23 protein-coding genes are annotated in these 25,901 nt (G+C 48.7%); 3 read left to right on the top strand and 20 right to left on the bottom strand.

What is annotated here, in order from left to right; all coding sequences use genetic code 11:
- Nucleotides 1-9 precede the first annotated feature (9 nt).
- The 4 genes from O9139_RS25595 to ftsE form a co-directional block, all read right to left on the bottom strand.
- Complete coding sequence (locus O9139_RS25595; RefSeq protein WP_270884594.1) at nucleotides 10-1,473, bottom strand: S41 family peptidase; 1,464 nt, start codon at nucleotides 1,471-1,473, stop codon at nucleotides 10-12.
- Nucleotides 1,474-1,608: 135 nt separating this feature from the next.
- Nucleotides 1,609-2,799, bottom strand: coding sequence for a murein hydrolase activator EnvC family protein (locus O9139_RS25590; RefSeq protein WP_270884593.1), 1,191 nt, complete (start codon nucleotides 2,797-2,799; stop codon nucleotides 1,609-1,611).
- A 64-nt stretch (nucleotides 2,800-2,863) separates the two neighbouring features.
- Nucleotides 2,864-3,781 carry a permease-like cell division protein FtsX gene (gene ftsX, locus O9139_RS25585; RefSeq protein WP_270884592.1) on the bottom strand — a complete coding sequence of 306 codons (918 nt, stop codon included), beginning with the start codon at nucleotides 3,779-3,781 and terminating at the stop codon, nucleotides 2,864-2,866.
- Nucleotides 3,771-4,457 carry a cell division ATP-binding protein FtsE gene (gene ftsE, locus O9139_RS25580; RefSeq protein WP_270884591.1) on the bottom strand — a complete coding sequence of 229 codons (687 nt, stop codon included), beginning with the start codon at nucleotides 4,455-4,457 and terminating at the stop codon, nucleotides 3,771-3,773. The genes ftsX and ftsE overlap by 11 nt, the downstream gene beginning before the upstream one ends.
- Nucleotides 4,458-4,705: 248 nt before the next feature.
- On the opposite strand from ftsE, the gene O9139_RS25575 reads away from it, so the two are divergent.
- From O9139_RS25575 to O9139_RS25565, 3 genes are all read left to right on the top strand, one after another.
- Entirely contained in the window at nucleotides 4,706-6,169 is a 1,464-nt protein-coding gene (locus O9139_RS25575) for a VanW family protein (protein WP_270884590.1), read from the top strand.
- A gap of 124 nt (nucleotides 6,170-6,293) precedes the next feature.
- Nucleotides 6,294-7,049 carry a DUF1700 domain-containing protein gene (locus O9139_RS25570; RefSeq protein WP_270884589.1) on the top strand — a complete coding sequence of 252 codons (756 nt, stop codon included), beginning with the start codon at nucleotides 6,294-6,296 and terminating at the stop codon, nucleotides 7,047-7,049.
- Nucleotides 7,050-7,052: 3 nt separating this feature from the next.
- Nucleotides 7,053-7,994, top strand: coding sequence for a DUF4097 family beta strand repeat-containing protein (locus tag O9139_RS25565; protein ID WP_270884588.1), 942 nt, complete (start codon nucleotides 7,053-7,055; stop codon nucleotides 7,992-7,994).
- Between the two features lie 56 nt (nucleotides 7,995-8,050).
- Here O9139_RS25565 and argH read toward each other — a convergent pair whose 3' ends face one another.
- The 16 genes from argH to O9139_RS25485 all read right to left on the bottom strand — a co-directional run bounded on the left by argH (nucleotide 8,051) and on the right by O9139_RS25485 (nucleotide 25,890).
- A complete protein-coding gene (argH, locus tag O9139_RS25560; protein ID WP_270884587.1) occupies nucleotides 8,051-9,466 on the bottom strand; it encodes an argininosuccinate lyase in 1,416 nt (471 codons plus the stop codon).
- A gap of 66 nt (nucleotides 9,467-9,532) precedes the next feature.
- Nucleotides 9,533-10,771 (bottom strand): argininosuccinate synthase, encoded by a 1,239-nt coding sequence (locus tag O9139_RS25555; RefSeq protein WP_270884586.1) that lies wholly within the window; start codon nucleotides 10,769-10,771, stop codon nucleotides 9,533-9,535.
- A 48-nt stretch (nucleotides 10,772-10,819) separates the two neighbouring features.
- Complete coding sequence (gene argF, locus O9139_RS25550) at nucleotides 10,820-11,779, bottom strand: ornithine carbamoyltransferase (RefSeq protein ID WP_270884585.1); 960 nt, start codon at nucleotides 11,777-11,779, stop codon at nucleotides 10,820-10,822.
- A gap of 24 nt (nucleotides 11,780-11,803) precedes the next feature.
- On the bottom strand, nucleotides 11,804-13,000 hold the full coding sequence (locus tag O9139_RS25545) for an acetylornithine transaminase (protein WP_270884584.1): 1,197 nt from the start codon (nucleotides 12,998-13,000) through the stop codon (nucleotides 11,804-11,806).
- A 33-nt stretch (nucleotides 13,001-13,033) separates the two neighbouring features.
- On the bottom strand, nucleotides 13,034-13,804 hold the full coding sequence (gene argB / locus O9139_RS25540; RefSeq protein WP_270884627.1) for an acetylglutamate kinase: 771 nt from the start codon (nucleotides 13,802-13,804) through the stop codon (nucleotides 13,034-13,036).
- Between the two features lie 51 nt (nucleotides 13,805-13,855).
- Nucleotides 13,856-15,082, bottom strand: coding sequence for a bifunctional glutamate N-acetyltransferase/amino-acid acetyltransferase ArgJ (gene argJ / locus O9139_RS25535; protein WP_270884583.1), 1,227 nt, complete (start codon nucleotides 15,080-15,082; stop codon nucleotides 13,856-13,858).
- Between the two features lie 19 nt (nucleotides 15,083-15,101).
- Nucleotides 15,102-16,151, bottom strand: coding sequence for an N-acetyl-gamma-glutamyl-phosphate reductase (gene argC, locus O9139_RS25530; RefSeq protein ID WP_270884582.1), 1,050 nt, complete (start codon nucleotides 16,149-16,151; stop codon nucleotides 15,102-15,104).
- Between the two features lie 323 nt (nucleotides 16,152-16,474).
- Nucleotides 16,475-17,344, bottom strand: coding sequence for a YitT family protein (locus O9139_RS25525; protein ID WP_270884581.1), 870 nt, complete (start codon nucleotides 17,342-17,344; stop codon nucleotides 16,475-16,477).
- 91 nt (nucleotides 17,345-17,435) lie between these two features.
- Nucleotides 17,436-18,555 (bottom strand): peptide chain release factor 2 gene (prfB, locus tag O9139_RS25520; RefSeq protein ID WP_270884580.1). Its coding sequence is split into 2 segments (ribosomal slippage): nucleotides 17,436-18,482 and nucleotides 18,484-18,555, totalling 1,119 coding nucleotides; the frame shifts between segments, so codons are not numbered across the junction.
- A 79-nt stretch (nucleotides 18,556-18,634) separates the two neighbouring features.
- Nucleotides 18,635-21,151, bottom strand: a complete 2,517-nt coding sequence (gene secA / locus O9139_RS25515) for a preprotein translocase subunit SecA (RefSeq protein ID WP_270884579.1) — start codon at nucleotides 21,149-21,151, stop codon at nucleotides 18,635-18,637.
- 249 nt (nucleotides 21,152-21,400) lie between these two features.
- Entirely contained in the window at nucleotides 21,401-21,949 is a 549-nt protein-coding gene (hpf, locus tag O9139_RS25510; protein ID WP_270884578.1) for a ribosome hibernation-promoting factor, HPF/YfiA family, read from the bottom strand.
- Nucleotides 21,950-22,106: 157 nt separating this feature from the next.
- The gene (locus O9139_RS25505; RefSeq protein WP_270884626.1) at nucleotides 22,107-22,304 is read right to left on the bottom strand and encodes a cold shock domain-containing protein; all 198 of its coding nucleotides are present in this window, start codon (nucleotides 22,302-22,304) and stop codon (nucleotides 22,107-22,109) included.
- Between the two features lie 318 nt (nucleotides 22,305-22,622).
- On the bottom strand, nucleotides 22,623-23,753 hold the full coding sequence (locus tag O9139_RS25500) for a DegT/DnrJ/EryC1/StrS family aminotransferase (protein ID WP_270884577.1): 1,131 nt from the start codon (nucleotides 23,751-23,753) through the stop codon (nucleotides 22,623-22,625).
- A gap of 1 nt (nucleotide 23,754) precedes the next feature.
- Nucleotides 23,755-24,492 carry a cephalosporin hydroxylase family protein gene (locus O9139_RS25495; protein ID WP_270884576.1) on the bottom strand — a complete coding sequence of 246 codons (738 nt, stop codon included), beginning with the start codon at nucleotides 24,490-24,492 and terminating at the stop codon, nucleotides 23,755-23,757.
- Entirely contained in the window at nucleotides 24,485-25,174 is a 690-nt protein-coding gene (locus O9139_RS25490) for a WbqC family protein (protein ID WP_270884625.1), read from the bottom strand. The genes O9139_RS25495 and O9139_RS25490 overlap by 8 nt, the downstream gene beginning before the upstream one ends.
- 23 nt (nucleotides 25,175-25,197) lie before the next feature.
- Nucleotides 25,198-25,890, bottom strand: a complete 693-nt coding sequence (locus O9139_RS25485; RefSeq protein ID WP_270884575.1) for a formyltransferase family protein — start codon at nucleotides 25,888-25,890, stop codon at nucleotides 25,198-25,200.
- Nucleotides 25,891-25,901: the final 11 nt, after the last annotated feature.

Here is a 25,901-nt window from a genome sequence, read left to right as displayed (position 1 = left end):
AAACTAAGTTTATTTCGCGATTTCTTTCTGCAATTCCTGTACAGCCGCTTTCAGCTGCGCATCATTCTTCGGATCGCGAATTTGCGTTAAGACCGCCTTTTCCAGCTTGTTCGCCGTATCGGTATCCACTTCGCCAGTCATCGGCAATCCGTTCGTGCGTTGGAACGCTTTGACAGCCGTAACCGTATTGTCATTATAGTAACCGTCTGTCCGCTCCGTGGAGAAGCCAAGTCCGGTGAGCATCAATTGCAGATTTTTCACATCGTCGCTCGTCGTGTCCGGCTTCAACACCGACTTCTTAGTCAGCGGGGCCGCCTTAAAGTAAGCTGGCTGATCGATAGTGATGTCCGGCTGAATGCCTTTCTTATGAATCCAGTTGCCGTTTGGCGTCAGCCATTTGTACACCGTCATCTTGATGTTGCTACCATCGCCCATTTCCTTCTCGAACGTCACTTGAACCGTTCCTTTGCCATAGGAAGTTTCCCCGATGATTTTACTGCCCACCGCTTCCTGGAAAGCTCCAGCCAAAATCTCCGATGCGCTGGCGCTGCCTTTATTAATCAAGACCGTAACCGGGTAATTCTTGCCGCTGCCGGTTGATGGCGTCGGCTCCCGCTTCCCGTCGCGGTTCTCAACTTGAACGATCGGCTTGCCGCTCTGTACGAACGGATTCACGATGTCGACGACGACGTTCAGCAGACCGCCTGGGTCGTTACGCACGTCAATGACAAGCCCTTTCATTCCTTTGCCCTCAAGCTTCTTCAGCTCTTCGGCAAAGCGGGTTGCCGTATTCGCCGAGAATTGGCGAATTTCAATCTTGCCGATCTGATCCGGCAGCATTTCGGCGTAGACCGTTTCCACATCAATGTTATCGCGCACAACGATGACCTGAATCGGGTCGCCCACACCTTGACGGACCAAGTCAAGCTTGGCCTGCGTACCTTTGGGGCCGCGAATTTTCATGACGGCTTGATTGAGTGTGAGCCCGTCCAATTTGTCACCATTCACGGCAACGATGACATCGTTGGCTTGAATTCCTGCTTTTTCGGCAGGAGAGCCTTTTATCGGAGAGACGATGACGAATTTGCCATCATCCATCGAAACCTCGGCCCCAATGCCTTGGAAAGACGAGGAAATACTTTCATCAAATTGCTTGGCTTCTTTCTGATCCATGTACACAGTAAACGGGTCTTCCAATGATTCCAGCATCCCATTGATCGCCCCATTAACCAGCTTGTCATGGTCAGTCTGATTCAAATACTTGCTCTCAATCAACTGGTACGTCGTCGAGATTTTGTTCAAATCCTTGCTCGTCAGACTCGAAGATGAAGCCGCCGAAGCCGCGGAGCTGCCTGAAGCTTTCTCCTTCCACAGCTGAAGCGGAGTTGTATCCACAATCATCAATGTCAACAAACTGCTTGCCATCATGGTCAGCAAGACAAAAACCAGCACGGTGCGTCCTTTAAACTGCACAGCGTGAGTCACCACCTTTTTCTTGAAACCCATTTATGCGGAAAGCGGGCTGCGCAATGTTCCACGAGCCCGCTTCCATTCGTGTCCGCTTGCTTAGTATATGACAAGCTCTCCCTGTTTTATAACCAAGTTCATCTATCTCAAATAGGGCTTTGGATCCACAGGTACTTCGTTCACGCGCACTTCAAAATGTAAGTGATACCCGGTTGATTGCCCTGTAGAGCCGACTCCTGCAATCCTTTGGCCGCGCTTTACCGTATCTCCGACCTTCACATAAATACCATCATTCATAATATGGCCATAGGCGGTCCACAGACCATTGCCGTGGTTCAGAATGATGTAATTGCCATAGCCGTTCATCCATGATGCGTAGATTACGGTGCCATTCTCGGCGGCGCGAATTTCCGTGCCTTTCGGCGCGCCCAAGTCGATGCCTTTATGGTTTTCCGGCCTGCCGGTCACCGGATTGATCCGGTTCACGAAATCCGATGTAATCGGCGCTTGAACCGCCAACGGGTATCCCAGTTTACCGCCTGAATAGGTGAATGGCGACTTGGCGTTGGATGCAGCGCGCTTTTTCTCTTGCAAGGCAGCCTCTTGTCTAGCAATTTGCGTAACCTCGCGCTCGCTTTCCTCGGAGATGTCTTCCAGCACTTTCTCCTGCTTGGAGAGAGAAGCAATCTTGACTTCCTTCTCTTTCTCCTTGGACTGCAAGTCCATCCGCACCTTATCCGCTTCCGCGTAAAGAGCTTTGACATTTTCAAGCTCCTGCTCGGTTTCTTTCTTCTTCTGTTCGACGGTGTCGCGGTCTTTTTGATTGGCGACCAGAATCTCTTTATCTTGATTTACGATTGATTTCAAAGCTTCCAGACGATTCAGGAAATCAGAGAAATTCGTGGCGCTCATCAGCACATCCATATACGAAACGAAACCATTCATATACATTAAACGCAAGCGAGACTTTAACATCTGATCGCGCGTCTCCACACGCGCTTCAGCTTCGTCCAATTGTTTTCCGTTTTCTTCCAAATCATCTGACACTTTATCGATCTGATTATTCAGCTCTGTAAGCTTCTTGCTCGCTTCATTCACTTGCGCGATAAGCATATTCATGTCCTTGGTTGTTTGGTCTTTCTCCGTTTGCACCTTCGACATTTGGTTCTGCGCGTCATCGGCCTTCTGCTGCACTTCCTGCTTCTTCTTCTTTAGCTGAGACAGCTGCTGATCGATCTTTTCTGTTGCTGATGCGGCATAGCCCGCATAGGGAATCGCCAGCGTACTGGCAATCCCTACGGACAGCAACAAGGGTAGAATTTTCTTCTTCAATCAAATAGCCTCCCTACTTTTCCAAATCTTAGCCCGGACTATGAGTCTAGTGAACACGAATCTATTAAACTTTTAAAAATTTGCGCACAGAAATCAAGCTTCCCCAAATACCAATGACAATACCGATCCCTAACAACAGGGCTGACAATGTGGGGGAGATTTGATTGAATGGCGTTAGTTTAATCATAAGTAGGCTGAGATCAATAGAGCCTGTGTTCAATAGCTTCCAATATCCGCCTAAAATGAGGGCCAGCGGGATGACCGAGCCAATCACACCAAGTAACGCTCCTTCAATAAAAAATGGCCAGCGAATGAATGAATTGGTCGCTCCAACGAGCTTCATGATCGCAATCTCTTTGCGTCTTGCAAGAATGGTGAGCTTGATCGTATTCGCAATGAGAAAAACCGCGGTGAACGACAATAAAATCACAATACCGAAGCCAACCCAACGTACAATTTCGGTTACTTTAAACAGCGTTTCAACCGTGCCTTTACCATAATTCACTTTGTAAATAGGTTTAGGATCTTTATCTTGGTTAAGCGCGCTAATCTGATCGGCAACGGCCGCTACATTCCTCGGATCGTTAACCTCAATAGTAAAGGCATCATTGAGCGGATTATTTTCACCATCAAAGCCTTCCAATAACGCCTTGCCACTCTCCCCAAGCTTGTCGCGGAGATAAATCAGGCCTTCTTCCTTGGAGACGAACTTGATGCTCTTCACCTCGGGTATCGCCTTGATCTGGCCTTGCAATATATCAATCTGCGACTGAGGCGTGTTAACCTCAAGATAAACGTTAATTTCAACTTGTTTCTCAATCTGGCTGGCAATATCGTTCACATTCAAAGTGATGAGCACAAAAACACCAAGAATAAACAATGAAATCGCAATCGAACAGATCGAAGCGAACGTCATCCATCCATTTCGGATTACATTGCGAGTCCCTTCCCTTAAATGCCGAGTAAAAGTACTAATCTTCATAGCCGTACTCCCCTCGTATCTCGTCACGAACGATAAGCCCTTGTTCAATGGCGATAACCCGTTTACGCATCGTGTTGACGATTTCTTTGTTGTGTGTAGCCATAACGATCGTTGTGCCGCGGAAATTAATTTCCTCCATCAATTTCATGATGCCCCAAGAGGTTTCAGGGTCGAGATTTCCTGTCGGTTCATCGGCGATAATGACGGCTGGATTATTAATTATTGCCCGGGCAATAGCCACGCGCTGCTGTTCGCCGCCCGAAAGCTGAGATGGCAGCGAATTCGCTTTATCTTTTAGTTTTACAAGCTCCAAAACTTCCATTGTGCGCTTCTTAATTTGCTTTTTCGGGGCTTCAATGACTTCCATAGCAAAAGCAATATTTTCAAACACGTTAAGCTTAGGCAACAAACGGAAATCTTGGAAAATAACGCCGATATTTCTTCTGACATACGGAATTTTTCGTTGTTTTAATTTATCCAAATTAAATCCGTTAACGAAGATTTGCCCTTTCGTAGGCTTCTCTTCTCTATACATTAATTTCATAAAAGTAGATTTACCAGCGCCGGATGGCCCGACAACATAGACGAACTCGTTGCGGTCCACTTTTATATTAATCCCTCTCAATGCATGAGTGCCGTTGGAGTACGTTTTCCATACGTCCTGCATTTCGATCACAATATCACATCCTAGTTTAATAGATAGCCCCTACGTATTCGACATAAAGGCCGAAAATCCTTTAGAATTCCCATACATTAGCGCGGATTACCCTTATTATATCATTATTTGCGTCAGAATGAGAGTTTTGCCGAATAGCAAAATCCCTCCAGCTAGAATATGTACTAAATACCGCTAGTCCGCTATACAAATAGAATACAGGCACACTTGCGCCTGCTTCAAAAATCAATACAAAGGAGCCGCTGAATATGTCGCACACTCCTTCCTTCGGATCGTTATCTCGAAAGCATCTCCTTGCTCTTGCACTTGTTGCCTCACTGGCAGGAGCCAGCTGCGGCGCTCTCTATATCTATGGATCTGGCGATAAGCTCCCCGCTCAGTTTCAAGTTGCCGGGTGGCAAGCCGGAGGCCTCACACACGCGCAGTTTCAGGAGCAATTCGATCATCAGCTCAAGCAGTATGCCTCACTTCCCGTCCATCTCGTCTCTTCACATCCGGACGTCGCAAGCAAAGACCTAACCCTATCACAACTAGGCTTAGTCGTGCAGCGAGGCGCGCTAGATCAAGCCATGCAGCGCTTATTTCAAGGGACACTCACAGAGCGGATCGAGGCCAGATGGTCCCTGCGCCACGCCAAGATATCCCTGCCATTGACGATAGACCCTGACAAGCTCAATGCCGCGGTGCGGCAGTCATGGAAGGAGCTCTATGCCATTCAGCCCTTGGGAGCCCGCCGCATTGTCGATCCGAATGATTCTATCCGCTATGAGCCGGAACGCAGTGTGCTGCGTTTCGACACCATCACCTTGAACAAAGAACTTAGCGCAAAGCTGCCCTCTTTTACGGACAAGCCGCCAGCCAGCCAACCGCTCAACGTGACGCTTCCCTTCTATACGGAAGCGCCGGCTGTGACAGTCGAATCCCTCCAGAAGCAGGGCGTAGACCGCAAAATCATCGAATTCACGACCTCATTCCCGCTCTCCGGTTCAGGACGCATCCACAATATCCGTTCCACAGCAACAACGATTCAGGACATGCTGCTGGCGCCGGGAGACATTTTTGACTATAGTAAAATCATTGAACAAACCGAAGCCAAATTCGGCTATCAGGAGGCACCCGTTATCTTGAACGGCAAGCTTGTTCCCGGCGTGGGAGGCGGCATTTGTCAAGTATCCTCCACCTTGTATAACGCTGTCCTGCGCAGCGGCTTGGAAATTGTCGAACGGCGGAACCATTCGCTGCCTGTCAGCTACGTTCCTTTAGGCCAAGATGCCACTTTCGCCAACGGATATATTAACTTCAAGTTCCGCAACAACATGGGAGCTTACCTGCTCATTCGAGCTGTAACGACGGACAACAACGTGACAGTGAAGCTTTATGGCCACATGCCCCCCTCAGACTCGTACGATATCGAATCCAAGGTCATTGAAACCATTCAGCCAACCATTCAATATGTGCACAATCCGAACATTAAGCGCGGCGCTACGAAGCTGATCAGCAAAGGGAAAGAAGGGTATGTTGTCGAAACTTACCGCTACAAAAAAGTGAACGGCAGCGTCGTCAGTAAAGAGCTCATCTCCAAGGACCGCTATGCCCCGGTACCTGCCCTCTTCGCTTCCAATCGTGCGGACGATCAACCGGAGGACAACAATCCGAACAAGAACCAGGCTCCGATCCTGGAGGATGGCGTAAAGGGCCCTAACTCTCGCTGAGTACAAGCCAAACTTTCAACTGCATACGAATTCCCGTGACAGGTCATATGACTCTAGATACTAGGTCATTATGACTTTTTTATTTTATGATATATACATGAGCAAGACTGAAGGAGGAACGACGATGAGTAAATACGACTATTTCAAGGAATTAAACTATCGACTACGCGGTCTTCCTGAAAAGGAACGACAAAATATATTGACGGTTTATGAAGAACTGTTTCAAAAAGCCATGGAGAACGGCAAAAACGAAGAGGATGTCGCGGCTTCGCTCGGCTATCCACGCGTACCGAATTGGGAAGCCGCTAAGGAAGCAGCGGCAGAGCCTGCTCCAAGCCCTTCCGATTCGGTGAGAAAAGCAAAGGCCGAGGAGCCGGAACTCCCTCCCCGCAGACCCGAACCGTCGCCGGTCACTCCGCCAAGTTATGAACAGCCAGAGCGCCATGCACCTCAAGCCCATGCACAAACCCAGGCGAATCCACACGCTTATGGCCATGCTTTTGCATATCAACAATATCAACAACCGCCGTACCCGCCTTATCCAACGCGACCGGAGTCAGGCATTAAAGCGATCATCGTGAGCATTGCACTCGGCTTTTTCAACCTGTTGTTTGTCATAGCCCCTTGGTTTGGAGTTCTCGGCGCTCTGGTAGCGTTATTTACCTCTGGAATTGCCTTGCTAATTGCGCCTCTCATCGGCGTCATAGGGAGCTTCCTGGGCAATGCCGGCAGCGACATGAGGCTGATCTTTTTCGCCATGTTGGCTTGCTTCGGCGTCGGTATTATCCTGACCACCATCAGCTCCTGGCTGTTTAAGTGGTATTTCAAATTGACATGGAAATATATTCGTTTCAACGCCAAATTGATTAAGGGGGCTTAGACCGTGAATGGTGGAATGAAATTTTTCTTGGTGCTGGGCTTCGCATGTCTGGCCGTTGGCCTCATTGGCAGCGCCATTTCATTTAGAGACACAGATTGGACGGCAAGCACGACGAACATAGATGTCGAGAAGAAGATTGCCGCGGCGAATATTGATACACTTAGCATCAACAGCGGGCGGGCGGGAATTACTTTTATCCCCGGCGACTCCGATGAAATCAAAGTGCATCTAGTCGGGGCAGCGACAACGAGTCTCGCCGAGAACTGCACCGTCGAAGCAGAGACGGTCGGAACCAACGGCTGGAAAGTGAATGTATGCCAAGACAAGAAGACCCATTTCAGCTTTAATTTAGAGGAACTCAAAAACTTGATCAGCAATCATGGCAACCGGCTGAGAACCGAAGTGACCCTGCCGAACAAACTTTACAAAGCGATAACGTTAACGACGGATACGGGTCCAATTGACTTAAAAGAAGTGAAAGCCGAGACTCTGACTGCGAATGCGGATACCGGCAGTATCACGATTAACCGATATGAAGGCAAACAATTGAACCTCCAGACCGATACGGGACGTATCGAGGTCAAAGATGGGCAGGGCAATGTCCGCTTAACTACGGATACGGGCAGCATCGAAGCCAATCTCCATAATATGGGCGATGATGTAGCTATGCAGGCGGACACAGGCAGCATTCAGGCCACTCTTCAAGATATCGGCAACAATGTCACTCTGACGACGGACACAGGCAGCGTTGAACTGCATCTTACGCCACCGCCTAGCTCGGCAAGTTTCGACTTAAGCACGGATACAGGCAGAGTGTTCTTGGATATTCCCGGGGTAAACGCACAGCACACCGATCCTCACCAGGCGAAAGCGACCATTGGCGACGGCAGCAATAAAGTGACTGTACGTACCGACACTGGCTCCATAAGGGTTAGCAGCAAATAAAAAAATCCTCCGGCTTCACTCTTTCAGTGGCCGGAGGATTTTTCATAAGATGAGCGTTATTTGCTCTTCTCCAAATACGTTTGAAACCAGGCGTTGGACTCTTGCAGCACTTGCTCGGCACGGCCGATTGCATCGGAGACTTGATTGCTTGCTGTACCGCCGTACACGTTGCGGGCGTTAACGACTTGCTCCGGCTGCAGCACCTGATAAATATCGGATTCAAACAGCGTCGAGAACGTCTTAAATTCCTCGATGGTCATATCGAGCAAATATTTTTTGTTCTGGATGCAGTAGAGCACCGTCTTGCCAATCACTTCGTGCGCTTGACGGAAAGGCAGCCCTTTGTTCACCAGATAATCCGCGATGTCCGTCGCGTTCGAGAAGTCTTGGTTGACCGCTTGTCTCATTCGCTCGGTGTTCACTTTCATCGTAGACACCATCGGAGAAAACAGCTGAAGCGCGCCTTGCAGGGTACGAACCGTATCAAACATGCCTTCCTTGTCTTCCTGCATGTCCTTGTTGTACGCCAGCGGCAGCGACTTCAGTACGGTCATCAGACCGAACAGGTTGCCATACACGCGGCCGGTTTTACCGCGGACGAGCTCCGCTACGTCCGGGTTCTTCTTCTGCGGCATGATCGAGCTGCCGGTGCAGAAAGCATCATCGAGTTCGATGAACGCATACTCGGTGCTGGACCAGAGCACCATCTCCTCGCAGAAGCGCGAGAGGTGCATCATAATCATCGACGCGTTCGACAGGAACTCCAGAATAAAGTCGCGGTCACTAACCGCATCCAGGGAGTTCTCATACACGCGGTCGAACCCGAGCTGCTCGGCCACGAAATGGCGGTCGATCGGGAACGTCGTGCCGGCGAGCGCACCTGCGCCGAGCGGCAGCACATTGATGCGCTTGTAGCTGTCCTGCAAGCGCTCCAGATCGCGCTGGAACATGCTGACGTAGGCCATCATGTGATGCGCGAACAGAATCGGCTGCGCCCGCTGCAGATGCGTATAACCCGGAACAATCGTATCGAGATTGTTCTTGGCTTGCTCAAGCAAGGCTTCCTGCAGCTTGATCAGGAGACCGACGAACTCGACCACACGCTTGCGCAGGTAGAGGTGCATGTCCGTGGCCACCTGATCGTTGCGGCTGCGGCCAGTGTGCAGCTTGCCGCCGACTGGGCCGATCAGGTCGATCAACGTTTTCTCGATATTCATGTGAATGTCTTCGTTCTGAACCGTATACTCCAGCTCGCCACGGCGGATCATCCGCTGCACTTCATGCAGGCCATCTTTGATCTTCTCCACATCTTCCGCCGGAAGAATGCCGCATTTGCCCAGCATCGTAACATGCGCCAGACTGCCTTGAATATCTTCTTCCGCCAACTCTTTGTCGAACAAGATCGATGCTGTATATTCCTCGACCAATTGGTCGGTTTGCTTCGTAAAACGTCCACCCCAAAGCTTAGACACAGTAGATTCCCCTCTCAAGTTATAGCCCAAGGGCTTTCCACAATGGGAAAGCCCGCTGGCGCCAATCTATTTGTTTGCGTTTTGATGAACGCCTGAAGATACTTTCAAACGCAAAGCGTTCAAGCGGATGAATCCAGCTGCATCGCCTTGATCGTAAGCTTTGGTCGGATCTGCTTCCATTGTAGCGATATCCGGATTGTACAAGGATACCGGGCTTTTCACGCCGGCAGCCATAACGTTACCTTTGTACAATTTGAGGCGCACAGTGCCTGTAACATTCTTCTGGCTTTCTTCCACCAACGCTTGGATCGCCAAGCGCTCAGGAGCAAACCAGAAGCCGTTGTATACCAACGTCGCGTACTTGGAGATCAGGGAGTCACGCAGGTGCATAACGTCGCGATCCATCGTGAGCGACTCCATTTTGCGGTGAGCCGTGAACAAGATCGTGCCGCCTGGTGTCTCGTATACGCCGCGGCTCTTCATGCCGACGAAGCGGTTCTCCACCATATCGACACGGCCGATACCATGCTTGCCGCCGATGGCATTCAAGGTTTCCATAACTTCCAGCGGTGTCATTTTGGCGCCATTCAGAGCCACCACATCGCCCTTTTCGAACTCAATATCCAGATACTCCGCTTGATCCGGAGCGTCCTCTGGCGCCACGCTCAACACGTACATGTCTTTGTTCGAATCTGCAGCCGCATCGAACCACGGATCTTCCAGCATGCCGCTCTCAAACGAGATGTGCAGCAAGTTGCGGTCCGTCGAATACGGCTTCGCTGCCGACGCTGTAACCGGAATGCCGTGTTTCTCGGCATAGGCGATCATTTCCGCACGGCCCGGGAACTGCTCGCGGAATTCTTCGAGACGCCAAGGTGCGATCACGGACAGCTCAGGCGCCAGCGCAGCGGCTGTCAGCTCGAAGCGCACTTGGTCGTTGCCTTTGCCTGTTGCGCCATGGGCAATTGCCGTAGCGCCTTCTGCGCGGGCAATCTCCACCATACGCTTCGCGATCAGCGGGCGGGCAATGCTCGTGCCGAGCAGGTATTGGCCTTCGTACAAAGCGCCCGAACGGAACATCGGGTAGATGAAATCTTGAGCGAACTCAGCGCGCAGGTCGTCGATGTAGATCTTGGAAGCACCGGTTTGCAGCGCTTTTTCCTCTAAGCCGTTCAGCTCATCCGCTTGACCGATATCCGCTGTAAAAGCAATAATTTCCGCATCATATGTTTCTTTGAGCCATTTCAAAATAACGGACGTATCCAACCCGCCGGAATAAGCGAGTACGATTTTTTCCTTAGCCATGTAACAATCTCTCCGTTTCTCCCTGTTTCTGGAAATAAAGTATATATATTAGATCATCGTTGCAGCCATGATGGCCTTCTGTGCATGAAGGCGATTTTCCGCCTGATCAAAAATAACCGAGTTCGCGCCGTCGATAACACCTTCGCTCACTTCTTCGCCGCGATGCGCTGGCAGACAGTGCATGAACAAATAGTCCGGCTTCGCATATTGCACAAGTGCTTCATTCACTTGATAGTTCTTGAAAGCGAGCTCCCGCTCTTTCTGCTCCGCTTCAAAGCCCATGCTCGCCCATACGTCCGTGTAGACGATATCGGCATTCTCGATCGCTTCGCGCGGATCCGCAGTCACTAACAAGCTGCCGCCTGTTTGCGCCGCATTATCCTTTGACGCCTGAATCACATGTGCGTCCGGCATATAGCCTTCAGGAGAGGACACCGCAAAATGCATGCCCAGCTTACTGGCGCCCATCATCAATGAGTGTACCATATTGTTGCCGTCTCCGATGTAGGCGACTTTGAGGCCTTTCAAACGGCCTTTTTTCTCCAGAACAGTCTGGTAGTCCGCCATCACCTGGCAAGGATGCGCATGATCGGTCAAGCCGTTAATGACCGGCACCGTCGCGCCTCTCGCCAAATCAATCACCTTGCGGTGCTCATAGGTGCGGATCATGATGCCGTCGAGGTAACGGGACAGCGTCTGCGCCGTATCCCATACCGTTTCGCCGCGTCCAAGCTGGATATCGTTCTTGCTCAAAAAGAGCGCCTGACCGCCAAGCTGGTACATACCGACTTCAAAAGATACGCGTGTTCGTGTCGAAGACTTCTCAAAAACCATCCCCAGCGTCTTGCCTTCCAGAATCCGGTGCGGCTCGCCCGCTTTTTGCTTCCGTTTGAGCTCGATGGCGTATTGGATCAAATATTCAATTTCTTCTGCCGTATAATCAGCCAATGCAAGAAAATCTTTGCCCTTCAACTGGGCAACCAGCTCTTCCTGTAGGGTACTGTTCATTTCATCCTACCTTTCTTGTGTTCGCTATGCCGTTGTGGAAGCCGCCGCTTTTTGCGCCAGCACGGTGCACACCACGTCCAAGCCGCGATCTAAATCTTCCTGCGAAATCGTCAATGCCGGTACGATCCGGATGACGTTCGGTCCTGCCGGAATGACCAGCACACCTTGTTTATGAATCTCGCTGATGATCTCACCAGCCGGTTGTGTACATTCAATACCGATCAAAAGTCCTACGCCACGTATCTTCGCGACAAGCGGGTTGCCAGCCAATTTGCTCTCCAGCTTCTCAACTGCATAAGCGCCCAGCTCGGCCGCACGCTCAGGCAGCTTCTCGCCAACCACAGTTTCAACCGCCGCAATCGCCGCAGCTGTCGCAATTGGCGTTCCGCCAAATGTGGAGCCATGGCTGCCGGCGTTGAAGCCTTCGCGGAGATGCTCTTTGCCCAGCATCGCACCAATAGGAAAGCCCGCGCCCAGACCTTTGGCCAATGTGAAAATATCCGGTTCAATACCATAGTGTTCATAGGCGAATAGTTTACCCGTACGGCCGATGCCGGTTTGGATCTCATCGACGATCAAGAGCAGGTTCTCTTGCTTGCACAGCTCAGCGATCTGCTTGACAAAATCCGCGTCCGCCGGCAGCACGCCGCCTTCGCCTTGAACCATCTCCAGCATAATCGCACACGTCTTGTCGCTAACCAATTGGCGAACTGCTTCAAAGTCGTTATACGGCGCATATTTAAACCCTTCTGGAAGCGGATGGAATCCTTCCTTCACTTTATCCTGCCCTGTCGCAGTCAAAGTAGCCAACGTCCGTCCGTGGAAAGACATGTTGAACGTGATAATCTCATACCGGCCGTTTCCGAGCACTTTTTGGGAATAGCGTCGAGCCAGCTTAATCGCCGCTTCATTCGCTTCTGCCCCTGTCGAGCAGAAAAACACCGCGTCTGCACAGCTGTTGTCCGTCAACAGCTTCGCCAACTTCTCCTGGTTAGGAATGTGGAACAAGTTGCTCGCATGCCACAATGTGTTCAGCTGCTCGATCAACTTCTCCTTCACCGCTTGCGGCGCGTGTCCGAGATTCGTCACCGCGATGCCGCTCATCAAGTCGATGTATTCCTTCCCTGTGTCATCCCACAGTCGGCTGCCCTCACCCTTCACTAGCGTAATTGGAAATCTGGCGTAGGTTGGAAAGAGCGAGCTTTTCCCCGTTTCAGTCATGTCCATTCCCTCCTTAATGGTTATAAAAACTGTTTATCGAACAATCCGCGTTCCGATGCCGGTACCTTTGAGCACTTTGCTCAGCACATTCGGTTCGGAGCCGTTGACGATAACAACTTCTTGCACTTTGCCTTGTATACATGCAATCGCTGCGCGCACCTTCGGAATCATACCGCCATAGATGACTCCGCTTGCGATCATTTCTTCAATTTCAGCCACGCTGACGACTGGCAGCACCTGCTTCACGCCGTCAACTTCCTTCATAATGCCAGGCACGTCGGTGACCACGATCATTTGTTCCACGCCCAAATGGGAAGCTACCGCCCCTGCAGCCGTATCTGCGTTAATGTTGTAACGCTGCCCGCCATCAGCGCCAAGGCCGACCGGCGCGATGACCGGGATATAGCCCATGCTGACGATGCCTTGAATGAGCTCTGCGTTCACTTTGGTCACATCGCCGACTAGACCAACTTCGTGCGCGTTGCTGACCGGCTGAGCCTCAATGAGGTGCCCGTCAACGCCGGACAAACCAAGCGCCGCAGCGCCGGTCAGTTGAATGCGCCGCACGATCTCTTTATTGATCTGGCCGGATAGCACCATCTCAACAACATCCAGCACCGCTTCATTCGTTTTACGAAGCCCATTTACAAACTCCGTCTCAATGCCAAGCTTATTCAACGTATCCGAAACCGCCGGTCCGCCGCCATGAACGATGACCGTCACGATCCCTTCATCCTGCAGCTGACGCATATCCTCAAAGAAGCTGCCAGGCAGTGCCGCCAAGGTGCTTCCGCCGCATTTCATCACAAAGCAATTGTTCTTCACTGCGCTCGTTTCCCCTTTGTTTATGCTTCCTTAAGTCCGGTAAGCCGCATTAATTCTTACATAATCATAAGTCAGGTCACAGCCCCAGCCCGTCGCTTTGCCTGTGCCCATATTTAAATTCACATGAATTTGAATCGTGTCGGTTTTCAAATAGACCAATGCCGCTTCCTCGTCGAACTTCACAGGCCGGGATTGCTCCAGAACGACAATATCGCCCAAGCGGATATCGACTGTGTTCACATTCACCGGTTGGCCCGAGTAGCCGACAGCCGCAATAATTCGGCCCCAGTTGGCATCAGCGCCGTATACGGCCGACTTCACCAGGCTCGATCCGATGATCGACTTCACGATTTTGCGTGCTGCTTCATCGTTCTCCGCTCCGATTACTGTCGTCTCGATCAGCTTCGTCGCCCCTTCGCCGTCGCGAGCGATCGCTTTAGCCAAATATTCACCAACATACTGCACGCCTGCAGCGAAAGCTTCCCAATCCGGATGCTCCGGCGTCAACGCCTCGTTCTCTGCCAATCCGCTCGCCATAATGACGACCATGTCGTTCGTGCTTGTATCGCCGTCTACAGTTATCATGTTAAACGTATTATCTGTAATCCGGTTCAGCAGCTGCTGTAAATACTGGCTCTCGATATTGGCGTCTGTGGTCATAAAGCCCAGCATCGTCGCCATGTTCGGGTGAATCATGCCCGAACCTTTGGCTGCACCGGCAATATGAATCTCCTTGCCGCCGACTTTAAGACGGACGCACGTCATCTTCTGCACGAGATCCGTCGTCAGGATCGCCTGGCAGAAGTCATCGCCGCCGTCCTGCTTCACTCGCTGCGGCAGCTGCTCAATGCCGCTCAGCACCTTGCCCATCGGCAGAAGCTCACCAATGACGCCTGTGCTCGTCACGCCGACGTGATGCTCCGCTACGCCCAGCGCCTGAGCTGCTACGGTACGCATCGCGCGCGCGTCGTCTTCGCCCTGCTGGCCAGTGCACGCGTTGGCGTTGCCGCTGTTGACGATCATCGCCTGCAGCTTGCCGTCCCGGGCGATGCTCTCCTGCGTCACGCGCAGCGGTGCCGCCTGAAACGCGTTCAGCGTGTAGACGCCCGCCGCTGCCGCCGGCACATCGCACACGATTGCGCCCAGATCGTGGCGCTCTGTTTTCTTTAAACCGCAGTGCAGACCGCCTGCGCGGAAGCCTTTTGGCGTCGTAACTGTGCCCTCGGGCACGACTGAGAATTGACTTTGACCTGACATGTTCGACCTTCGCCCTCCGTTATGGATACACTGGCGCGAACAACAGCCCTGTCGTTTCGTCCCAGCCCATCATTAAGTTCAAATTCTGAATTGCTTGCCCCGCTGCGCCTTTGACCACATTATCAATCACCGAAACGATCGTTACTCGACCCGTACGCTCATCGACAGCAAAGCCGATATCGCAGTAATTCGATCCGGATACCTCTTTTGTCGCCGGCATCTTGCCACTGTTACGCACACGCACGAATTTGCGGCCTTCATAGAATTGACGGTACAATTCCGTGAAAGCTTCCGTGGAATGCTCTCCGATGACCGTTGCATACATCGTCGACATAATACCCCGAGTCATGGGCACCAGATGCGTCGTAAACGTCGTCACAACCGGATGGCCCGCAACGCGGCTCAAAGCTTGCTCAATTTCCGGAATATGTTGATGCTTATTCACTTTATAAGCCGAAAAATTCTCATTAACCTCTGCGTAGTGTGTGCCCAGACCTACACCGCGACCCGCTCCGGAAACACCGGACTTGGCGTCGATGATAATGGTAGAAGGATCGATCCATCCCGCTTTAACTGCTGGAATAAGACCTAGCAGGGTAGCTGTCGGGTAACAGCCCGGATTCGCGATCAGTTCGGAACCTTTGACTTCATCTCCGAACACTTCAGCAAGTCCGTATACCGCCTGCTCTAACGCTGCCTCAGGAGCAGCCGTACGCTTATACCACTTCTCATAATCCTCACGCGACTTCAAACGCAAATCACCGGAGATGTCGATCACTTTCAGCCCTGCCGCAAGCAGCTTTGGCGAAAGCTCGGCACTCACGCCAGCCGGTGTCGCCAAGAAAACGACGTCCGCTTTGCCAGCAATCAGTTCTACATTCAACTCATCGAGAATATCTACGACAATTTCCTGTAAATGAGGAAAATGGTCCGCCAACGGCGTCCCTGCACTAGACGTCGAGATCACCGACGTGATTTGTACAAATGGATGTGCTTGCAACAAACGAATAACTTCCGCGCCGCCGTACCCGGTGGCCCCAATAATAGCCGCTCTAACCGCATTGCTCATATGATTTCCCCCAGACGTCCCAAAAATATATGTATTATTATACATTCGTATACATAATAATTCAATGAATTTTTTTGATCATTTTTGTGCGCTCAAAGTCTTGTCATATAAGGGTTTTTTAAAGTTTTAAAAGATTGTCACATTTTCAGTTTTCGCTGCATTTTTGCAGGCCAAAGCTATCAATTATGCATTGAACTGAAGACACTGATAGTCCAATAGTTATATTATCCCAAATATGAACCGAATCAGGCAACTTTTGTTTTAGGCTTAATAAAAAAAGGACGTACATCAAGCACGTCCTTCTACCTTTGGTGCAGCGTGACTTAGGCATGCCTTTTGAACCCTTCACCCAGCACTTCATTCGTCTCGCTCAAAATTACAAAAGCCCCCGGGTCCACCGCACGGACCAGCGACTTCAACCGCGTCACTTCATTCTGCTTCACGACTACCATCATGATCGTCCTGGACTCCCCGGTGAAGCCACCGGCTCCGCCCCATTCCGTCAGTCCCCGGTCGAGATCGTGCAGAATCACTTTGCGCAATTCTTTCGTATGATCTGAAATAATAAACGCTACTTTGGCATCGTTCAGGCCGAGCTGTACGACATCAATCGTCTTTTTTGTCACAAACAGCCCGATTAAGGCATACAGCGCAGTCTCCGGCGTAAACACGAGTGCAGAGCTCAAGATCACAATCCCATCAAAGATCGCCACACAAATACCGAAGCTCAAACCTGTAAATTTATGTAAAATTTGCGCAGCCAACCCCAACCCGCCCGTCGACCCCCGTCCGCGGAAAACGATGCCCAACCCAAGCCCGACGCCCATTCCGCCATAAACCGCCGCTAACAGCGGGTTATGCGTAGGCGCGCCAATATGGGTTGTGAGCAGTACACACAGCGGGTAAATGACCGAGCCCACTGCGGCTTTAATGCCGAATTGACCGCCTAACAACCATAAGGCTAACAGGAAAATCGGGATATTTAGCGACCACTGGATAATCGCCGGATTCACTCCACTGAGGTGCTGCACGATCGTGGACAACCCCGCCACGCCGCCGCTGGCAATCTGATTCGGATTTAAAAATGCATTGAAGCTCGCCGCCATCACCAGCGAACCGATGCATAGCAGCACATATTCCAGCACGGTATGCGCGGGACTACCAAGTGTTACACGTGGTTCTTTTCTGGACACTCCGCCTTCTCCTCTCACAAAAAATCCTACACCTTTTGGGTGTAGGATGATCGTCTTTCACAGCCTGTATGCAACTGTCGCATTCGGCTTTTTATTGCTGCTCTTCCGGCTTGCGAATTTGCAAGCGGAGATAAGCGTCGATAAACATATCCAGATCTCCGTCCATAACGGCGCCGACATTACCCGTCTCTGCCGATGTCCGATGATCCTTGACCATGCTGTATGGATGAAACACATAAGAGCGAATCTGACTGCCCCAAGCGATATCGGATTGTTCACCGCGAATTTCGGCCAGTTGCTTTTCCTGCTCTTCGATTTTCTTCTCGTAGAGCTTGGAACGAAGCATCTTCATCGCTTTCTCACGGTTCTTGATCTGCGAGCGCTCTTGCTGACAGCTGACCACAACGCCCGTCGGTATATGCGTAATCCGTACGGCAGAGTCGGTCGTGTTAATGTGCTGACCGCCGGCGCCGCTCGCGCGATACGTATCGATCTTCAGATCCTCTGTGCGGATCTCAATCTCCGCGTCGTCTTCGATCTCCGGCATCACGTCGCACGATACGAAGGACGTATGACGACGTCCAGATGCGTCGAACGGCGAGATGCGCACGAGCCGATGCACGCCCTTCTCCGCCTTCAAATAGCCATAGGCGTTGAAGCCCTTGATCATTAGCGTGACGCTTTTCACACCGGCCTCATCGCCCGGAAGATAGTCGAGAACCTCGACTTTAAAGTCACGCTTCTCCGCCCAACGGCGGTACATGCGCAGCAACATTTCCGCCCAGTCTTGCGACTCGGTGCCGCCGGCGCCCGGGTGCAGCTCCAGGATAGCGTTCAGCCGGTCATACGGCTGGCTGAGCAGCAGCTGCAGCTCGAACGCCTCCAGCTTCTTCACCAAGGCCGAGATGCCGCTGGCGATCTCCGCTGCTAGGCTGGCGTCGCTTTCCTCCTCCTCGATCTCGACCAGCACCATCAGGTCGTCATACTCGTTAGAGAAGGATTGGAACTGATCCACGACGCTCTTGATCCCGTTCAGGTCGGCGATGGTTTTCTGGGCTTTTTCGTTATCGTCCCAGAAATCAGGCGCCGCCATTTTTTCTTCATAATCACCAATCGCTTCGAGCTTATGATCTAAGTCAAAGAGACCCCCGTAATTCGGTTAGTCGCTTTGCTGTCTCTCTTAGGTCTTGCTTTACTTCTGGTTCTAGCATGACTTACACCTCATTTATCTCGTTGAGCTTGAAATCAGCGCCTTGTCGGCTGCATAGCTTAGCAGGCCTTAACCTACACTTAGCTGCCTAGTCCATGGCACTGTTTGAACTTCTTGCCGCTGCCGCATGGGCATGGATCGTTGCGTCCGATCCGCTCCTCATCGCGCACGACTGGTTTCTTGCCGCCCGCTTCGTTCTTCGGATCTACAGCTTGACCTTCCGCGACGACTTGACGCTCCAGATTGCTTTGTACATGTGCTTTCATAATGTACATCGCCACTTCTTCACGGATGTTCTCGATCATGTCCTGGAACATTTCAAAGCCTTCGAATTGATATTCACGAAGCGGATCCGTACCGCCGTAAGCGCGAAGATGGATACCTTGGCGAAGCTGATCCATCGCATCGATGTGATCCATCCATTTGCTGTCTACCGCACGGAGAGCAACGACTTTCTCGAACTCGCGCATGAATTCCGCGCCGATTTCTTCTTCACGCTCATCATAGCGTTTCTTCACAAGCGCTTGGATGTGCTCGATAATCTCTTCTTGTTCCTTGCCCCAAATGTCTTGATCCGTAATATGGGATTCTTCGTTCAACAGATTGTTGTTCACGAAGTTGGCGACTTCCGTCAGTTCCCATTCTTCCGGAATTTGCTCTTCCGGACAGTGAGCCTTCACGACGCGCTCGATGACTGCATTGATCATATCTTCGACAATAACCCGGATATTCTCAGATTCCAGCAGCTCGCGGCGCTGTTTGTAAATAATCTCACGCTGCTGATTCATCACATCGTCATATTGCAAGACGACTTTACGCACGTCGAAGTTGTTGCCTTCCACACGCTTCTGCGCCGATTCAACCGCACGCGTAATCAGTTTGCTCTCGATCGGCTGGTCTTCTTCCATACCAAGACGATCCATCATGGCCATAATATTTTCGGCGCCAAAACGCTTCATGAGTTCATCCTCGAGGGACAAATAGAACTGCGAAGAGCCTGGGTCCCCTTGACGTCCTGCACGGCCGCGCAGCTGGTTATCAATCCGTCTGCTCTCGTGACGTTCCGTTCCTATAATATGCAAACCGCCATTTTCATGTACGCCTTCGCCCAGCATAATATCCGTACCGCGTCCGGCCATGTTCGTTGCAATCGTTACTGCGCCAGGCTGACCTGCTCGCGATACGATTTCCGCTTCCTCGGCATGATACTTCGCGTTCAGCACCTGATGCTTGATGCCTTTACGTTTCAGCATCTCGGATAAACGCTCCGAGTTCTCGATAGACACCGTACCGACCAGCACTGGCTGGTTTTTCTTATGGCGCTCGACGATCCCCTCGACAACGGCTTTGAATTTGCCGTTCTCCGATTTATAAACAACGTCCGGCATGTCTTTACGAATCATCGGGCGGTTCGTCGGAACAATGATAACTTCCAGCCCGTAAATTTTCTTCAATTCTTCCTCTTCCGTCTTCGCAGTACCTGTCATACCCGAAAGCTTGCGGTACATCCGGAAGTAGTTCTGGAACGTAATCGTTGCCAGCGTCATGCTCTCATTTTGCACTTGCAGCTGTTCTTTCGCCTCAATCGCTTGGTGCAAGCCATCGCTGTAGCGGCGGCCCGTCATAATCCGACCTGTAAATTCATCAACGATCATGACTTCATCTTCTTGTACGACATAATCCACATCGCGTCTCATAATGTAACGTGCTTTAAGCGCTTGGGTGACGTGATGGTTGATGTTCACATTCTGATGATCAAATAAGTTCTCAATGCCAAATGCACGCTCCGCCTTCGCTACGCCCTCTTCTGTGAGTGCAATGGAACGGACTTTAATATCAATAGTGTAGTCCTCTTCCGCTTTAAGCGTAGCTACAAAACGGTCAGCGGAGTAATATAGATCCGTCGACTTAGCAGCTTGTCCGGAAATAATCAGCGGTGTTCTGGCTTCATCGACCAGAATGGAGTCCACTTCGTCAATGACGGCGAAATAAAGCGGACGCTGCACCATCTGCTCTTTGTACAACACCATGTTGTCACGCAGATAGTCAAAGCCGTATTCATTATTTGTTCCATACGTAATATCACAAGCGTAAGCTGCTTGCTTTTCTTCATGAGACAAATTGTGCAAATTCACGCCCACTGTGAGGCCGAGGAAATGATAGATCTGACCCATCTCCGCGCTATCGCGCTGCGCCAAGTAGTCGTTGACGGTTACAACGTGTACGCCTTTGCCAAGCAAAGCGTTCAAATATACAGGAAGCGTTCCGACTAGCGTCTTCCCTTCCCCTGTTCTCATTTCCGCGATACGGCCTTCGTGCAGCACCATACCTCCGATAAGCTGAACGTCGTAATGACGTTTGCCCAATACCCGCTTACCCGCTTCACGTACAACGGCGAAGGCTTCCGGCAGCAAATCATCCAGTTCCTCACCTTGCTCCAGGCGGTTTCTGAACTCCACTGTCTTGCCGCGAAGCTCTTCATCAGATAACGGTTGAATGCTGGCTTCAAGCTCATTGATCAAATCAACGGCCTTCAACATTCTCTTAATTTCCCGATCATTGGAATCACCAAAAATTTTCTTCACTAGTCCTAGCATCGGTGAACCCCTTTCCCTTGCATTCGTATCCTTAAATTGTATCAGTTTGGCGGTCATGCCGCAAGAAACGCTCTGGCTACTCCTTCTTATATACGTATAATTTGCGGCTGTGTTGCACAAAGTTAACGTTACTGTCTGTTTCTTTAGTATTGAATCGTTTCCCGAAATGCATGCATGAAAAAAGCTTGACCCGACCGAAGCCGAACCAAGCTTATCTTAACTTATATACAATTGGAACGATCTTGCCGGTTACATCGCCGGTTCAATCAAACCGTATTTGCCATCATCACGTCGATATACGACATTCACTTGATCCGTATCCATATTGGAGAATACGAAGAAGTTATGGCCCACCAAGTTCATCTGAAGAATCGCTTCCTCCACATCCATCGGTTTCATTGCGAAGCGTTTATTACGAACTAATTCGTAGTCTTCCTCTTCTTCCATGTACATGGTTGCTGCCGTTTCCATTCTAAATAGATCGCGTTTACCGCCTTGCAAACGAATCTGACGGTTGGTTTTCGTCTTATGCTTACGAATTTGGCGTTCTAACTTGTCCACAACTAAATCTATGGACGCGTACATGTCATTATTGCGCTCTTCTGCGCGGAGCAGCACGCCAGCCAGCGGAATGCTGACTTCAATGGCTTGCATTCCCTTAACTACGCTTAACTTCACATGTACATCCGATGTAAGGGGGGACTCAAAATACCTCTCAAGTCTGTTAAGCTTCTTCTCAACGTAATCCCTGAGTGCTTCAGTTACTTCAAGGTGTTCTCCACGAATGTTAATCTCCATGTTCAACATCTCCCTTCACACTTCTATTATACTACATTCCTGGCTCATCTTCAAAATTCCTTTATATTTCAACCTATGAAATAAAACGTAAAAAAACACCCTGAAAATTTCAGGGTGCGTACATTCGTATATTCAAGCGGCTGTATTGGCCGAATGATTATAGTTTGCTGACATTGGCTGCTTGTGGGCCACGTGCGCCTTCCACGATATCAAACGACACTGCTTGGCCTTCTTCTAGAGTCTTGAAGCCTTCTGTCTGGATGGCTGAAAAATGTACGAATACATCTCCACCATCTTCGCGCTCGATGAAACCATAACCTTTTTCCGCATTAAACCATTTCACTTTACCTTGCATGCCGTACACATTCCCTTCATAATCAAATAAGTTCATAAAATGTAAGCCCTTACTTTTTGACTATAACACCCATATGCTTGGCATGTCAATTTATTCAAGGGGATAAATTTAAATTTTTTGAAAATTAAGGTATCCACACTCCGTGGATAAATGCACATTTTGTAGAACCTTGTCGTATCAACACTTTTACAACTTATTAACAAAGTTATTCACAAGTTTATTCACATTATCCACAGGTGAGGTGTGGAGAATGACTAGCCATATTTCACAAAATTTGATTTCTTCAAATGTCCGCCTTCCAATCACAGGGGGTCGTGATCAACGGCATTTTATGACGTTTTTCAATTTTTCACAGACATATCTCACTTGATCCCGATTCAAATTTAATCCACTTGGCAAATTTATTCCTAAAGGTGAAATCGTATAAGCGACTTTATTCGTTATTATTCCTTTTTGAGGAGAATTTATTTCTCGGTATGCTGGCAGGGAGCTTAATGGGTAGAAGAACGGCCGGGTATCGATACGATCTTTAGCCAAACTCTCGATTAGAGCCTCTTTTTCTATACCAATTTCTTGGTCTAAGATCACGGTAATCATCCAGTAGCTGTTTTTTACAGACGAATCCTCACTATTAAGCAGAAAGTGTTGATCGCCACCTAGTTCATCAGCGTACCAAGAATAAATTTCCCTTTTGCGATCTACCAGATCTTCAACTCTTTCAAGCTGAGCAAGTCCTAGTGCAGCTTGCATGCTGCTCATTTTATATTTATATCCTACTTCGGTATTCCAGAACATTTTGTCGCTAGGCTTTCGTCCATGATCACGCAAAAAGAGGCACCTATTATAGATATCTTCCCGATCCGTAACCAACATACCTCCTTCCCCTGTAGTTAACGTCTTCGATCCATGAAAACTGAATACACCTGTATCGCCTAAAGAACCTGCTTTTCGACCCTTGTATTCACTTCCCAGTGCTTCCGCGGCATCCTCAATCACAGCAATATTGTATTTACCTGCAATTTCACGAATTTCATCCATATCAGGCATGTTTCCGTACAAATCGACAGTTATTACTGCTTTTGTTTTTTCTGTTATATTCTCTTCAAAACTACGAGCCGATAAACACCATGATTTCTGATCAATGTCGGCAAATACCGGTGTTGCACCCACATAGCTTATTGGTGCCGCGGTCGCGATCCAAGTGATATCTGGAACAATAACCTCATCTCCAGGGCCAATACCTAACGCTAATAGCGATAAATGAATAGCTGAGGTGCATGAAGGCAAAGAGATTGCATACTTGACACCGATGTATTCCGAGAAAGCGCGTTCAAACTTATTATTATACACATTAGCATTTTCATACCATGCATTGGTTACAGCATCAGTTACATAGTCAATTTCTTTTTGTGTAATTGATGGACCGGATACTGGAATTCTTTCTGTCATCTCAATCCCCCACACATAACAAATATCCATCTGGAGCTACTGTAATCATAAGCTTGTGATTAAACTCCTTTTCAATAACAAATCTATCATTGGTTTTTACGAATTCCCAAACAGCTGTTTTGGGATTATCGCCTATGCCCCAAGGTCGATTCGGGAAAGAATCTTCAGGCATATCTTCTATGACCGTGTCAAGGACAATCATATAGCTTCCCTTGGTTACAAGTGGCGAAAATAAATTCAACTCATCAAGCACATGTTGATGTGTGTGGTTTGAGTCTAGTATTACCATAACTTTTTTCTTGTTTTTTGATATTTCTTTAACTTGTGCAAACACTTCCTGATCGGTTGACGACCCTTCTATTAAAGTAATTCGTTTAAACATTGGATGATTTTCTATCTCAACACGATTATGTTTACGAATATCTATATCTATTCCAACAACTTCGCCATCCTCCCCAATCAACTCGAGCATTGAAGCATGAAAAATTATTGAGCCTCCATGTGCTACACCTGTTTCTATGATTAAATCAGGGCGAATACTCCAAATAATTTCTTGCAGCGCAATAATATCTTGTGGCAATTGAATAATTGGTCTGCCCATCCAAGTAAAATTGTATGAATATTTATGAGGGGATATTTTCTCGATCCACTTATTAGACAATAACTGTAATTCTTTATCTTCGCTAAGTGACTTTATATTATTTTTTACTTCCTCTTGAAATTTCTTAACTTCACTCATTTTTAATAAACTCCTTCCAATTCTTAGTGCCTGAGTCAATATAAATTACCCCATCCTTTCCTGTATTAGACAGTAAATCCAATATGGAAACATGCGGGTTAAACGCGCCAAACAATTGAGGATATGCTGTTCTCTTATAATCCATATACTCAATTTTTACATTATGGTTTTCAAACAGCTCATGGTTGATATAATTCCGTGCTCCGTGACCGGTAATATACATATCCCCATCAAATTCCTCTATAATTTGCAACAATCGTTCACTGCTTTTTGTTGTAATCCCCAACTCTGACGACCTAACAAATTTTGTATTCAAGCCAAAATATTTGGAAATTTTTTCAATCGCAAGAATGTTTAATTCTGATAAAAGTTCAATAGGCTCGTTATATATTGAGTTTATAAGTTCAAACATTTCTTGGAAGTATGGGGCTCTGCTATAGTTCGTTTTTAATGTTTTTAAATGTTTATCTCTCCAGATATGGTCATACTCCATTATTACCTCATTGATTGGTTGAATTCCTTTCCTTTTCACAGGAACTGTCAGCCACTGAATATCGTGAGGACTTTTAATTTGTACACGATTCATGAAACTTCTCCCTTGCGGGAATTGAGCGTCGTCCAAATGTACATAAATATCAGCTAGTTTAATTTGCTCGAACAAACCAATCCATGGAAAGAACATCGGTTGAGATATAACAATCTTAGTCAAAAAATCACCTCAACATTCACTTCATCTTGAAGTCTCTTAACAGCTTGAATTAATTCAAGGTTAGCTAAGCTTGGATTGCATCGGTCCGTATATGGCAACTCTTTTGAATAAAAAATCCCCTTCGATTGTCTCGAAATGTTTATGGATTTAGTTTCTAACAACTCGATAGCTAATAAACCTAAATAAACTTTATGAATAAATGAGTATTTGTTCAATAAATTCTCATTAAGTTTTGATGATACTGGCATAGAAAGTTGGGCAATTATTGGACCCATATCTATCGTCTCATCTACTAAGTGCAGTGTAGCCCCAATAAATTTCACACTACTAGATATCATTTTTCTTGCCGCACTCATACCCTTAAAAGCGGGTAGTAAAGATGGGTGGATATTGAATGTAACATAATTAGTAAACAATACTTCCGTAACTAATCTAGAGAAAAACAGCAACACAAAATCAATCTGACCGATTTGATCAAAATGTTTTTTGGCTTTTTCTGAGAAGTAATAGTTATCAGAATCCTCAATCCTCTTACAAGGGATTTTATGGAACTTGCATTTTAATTCCAGCGAACATTCTCTGTCAGTAACAACAAAGAATTCATGTTCACCTGGTGAGACTTCATTTAATATTTTTACAATCTCATCAAAGGCACTTCCACCGGCCGAACCAATTATACCAATTCTCATAAAACCTCCTG

The sequence above is a fragment of the Paenibacillus aestuarii genome, from assembly GCF_027789125.1.
In the GTDB taxonomy this organism is placed as follows: domain Bacteria; phylum Bacillota; class Bacilli; order Paenibacillales; family NBRC-103111; genus Paenibacillus_E; species Paenibacillus_E aestuarii.
This window is presented reverse-complemented; position numbering and strand designations above follow the sequence as displayed.

Bases quoted from the DNA above. Each gene is read 5' to 3' on its own strand.
- O9139_RS25555 (WP_270884586.1), bottom strand. From the start codon at position 10,771: ATGGCTAAGGAAAAAATCGTACTCGCTTATTCCGGCGGGTTGGATACG.
- O9139_RS25570 (WP_270884589.1), top strand. From the start codon at position 6,294: ATGAGTAAATACGACTATTTCAAGGAATTAAACTATCGACTACGCGGT.
- ftsX (WP_270884592.1), bottom strand. From the start codon at position 3,781: ATGAAGATTAGTACTTTTACTCGGCATTTAAGGGAAGGGACTCGCAAT.
- secA (WP_270884579.1), bottom strand. From the start codon at position 21,151: ATGCTAGGACTAGTGAAGAAAATTTTTGGTGATTCCAATGATCGGGAA.
- O9139_RS25490 (WP_270884625.1), bottom strand. From the start codon at position 25,174: ATGTTCTTTCCATGGATTGGTTTGTTCGAGCAAATTAAACTAGCTGAT.
- argF (WP_270884585.1), bottom strand. From the start codon at position 11,779: ATGAACAGTACCCTACAGGAAGAGCTGGTTGCCCAGTTGAAGGGCAAA.
- O9139_RS25505 (WP_270884626.1), bottom strand. From the start codon at position 22,304: ATGCAAGGTAAAGTGAAATGGTTTAATGCGGAAAAAGGTTATGGTTTC.
- hpf (WP_270884578.1), bottom strand. From the start codon at position 21,949: ATGGAGATTAACATTCGTGGAGAACACCTTGAAGTAACTGAAGCACTC.
- O9139_RS25485 (WP_270884575.1), bottom strand. From the start codon at position 25,890: ATGAGAATTGGTATAATTGGTTCGGCCGGTGGAAGTGCCTTTGATGAG.
- O9139_RS25545 (WP_270884584.1), bottom strand. From the start codon at position 13,000: ATGACTGAAACGGGGAAAAGCTCGCTCTTTCCAACCTACGCCAGATTT.
- O9139_RS25500 (WP_270884577.1), bottom strand. From the start codon at position 23,753: ATGACAGAAAGAATTCCAGTATCCGGTCCATCAATTACACAAAAAGAA.
- argC (WP_270884582.1), bottom strand. From the start codon at position 16,151: ATGAGCAATGCGGTTAGAGCGGCTATTATTGGGGCCACCGGGTACGGC.
- argB (WP_270884627.1), bottom strand. From the start codon at position 13,804: ATGAAATGCGGCGGAAGCACCTTGGCGGCACTGCCTGGCAGCTTCTTT.
- argJ (WP_270884583.1), bottom strand. From the start codon at position 15,082: ATGTCAGGTCAAAGTCAATTCTCAGTCGTGCCCGAGGGCACAGTTACG.
- O9139_RS25495 (WP_270884576.1), bottom strand. From the start codon at position 24,492: ATGAGTGAAGTTAAGAAATTTCAAGAGGAAGTAAAAAATAATATAAAG.
- O9139_RS25575 (WP_270884590.1), top strand. From the start codon at position 4,706: ATGTCGCACACTCCTTCCTTCGGATCGTTATCTCGAAAGCATCTCCTT.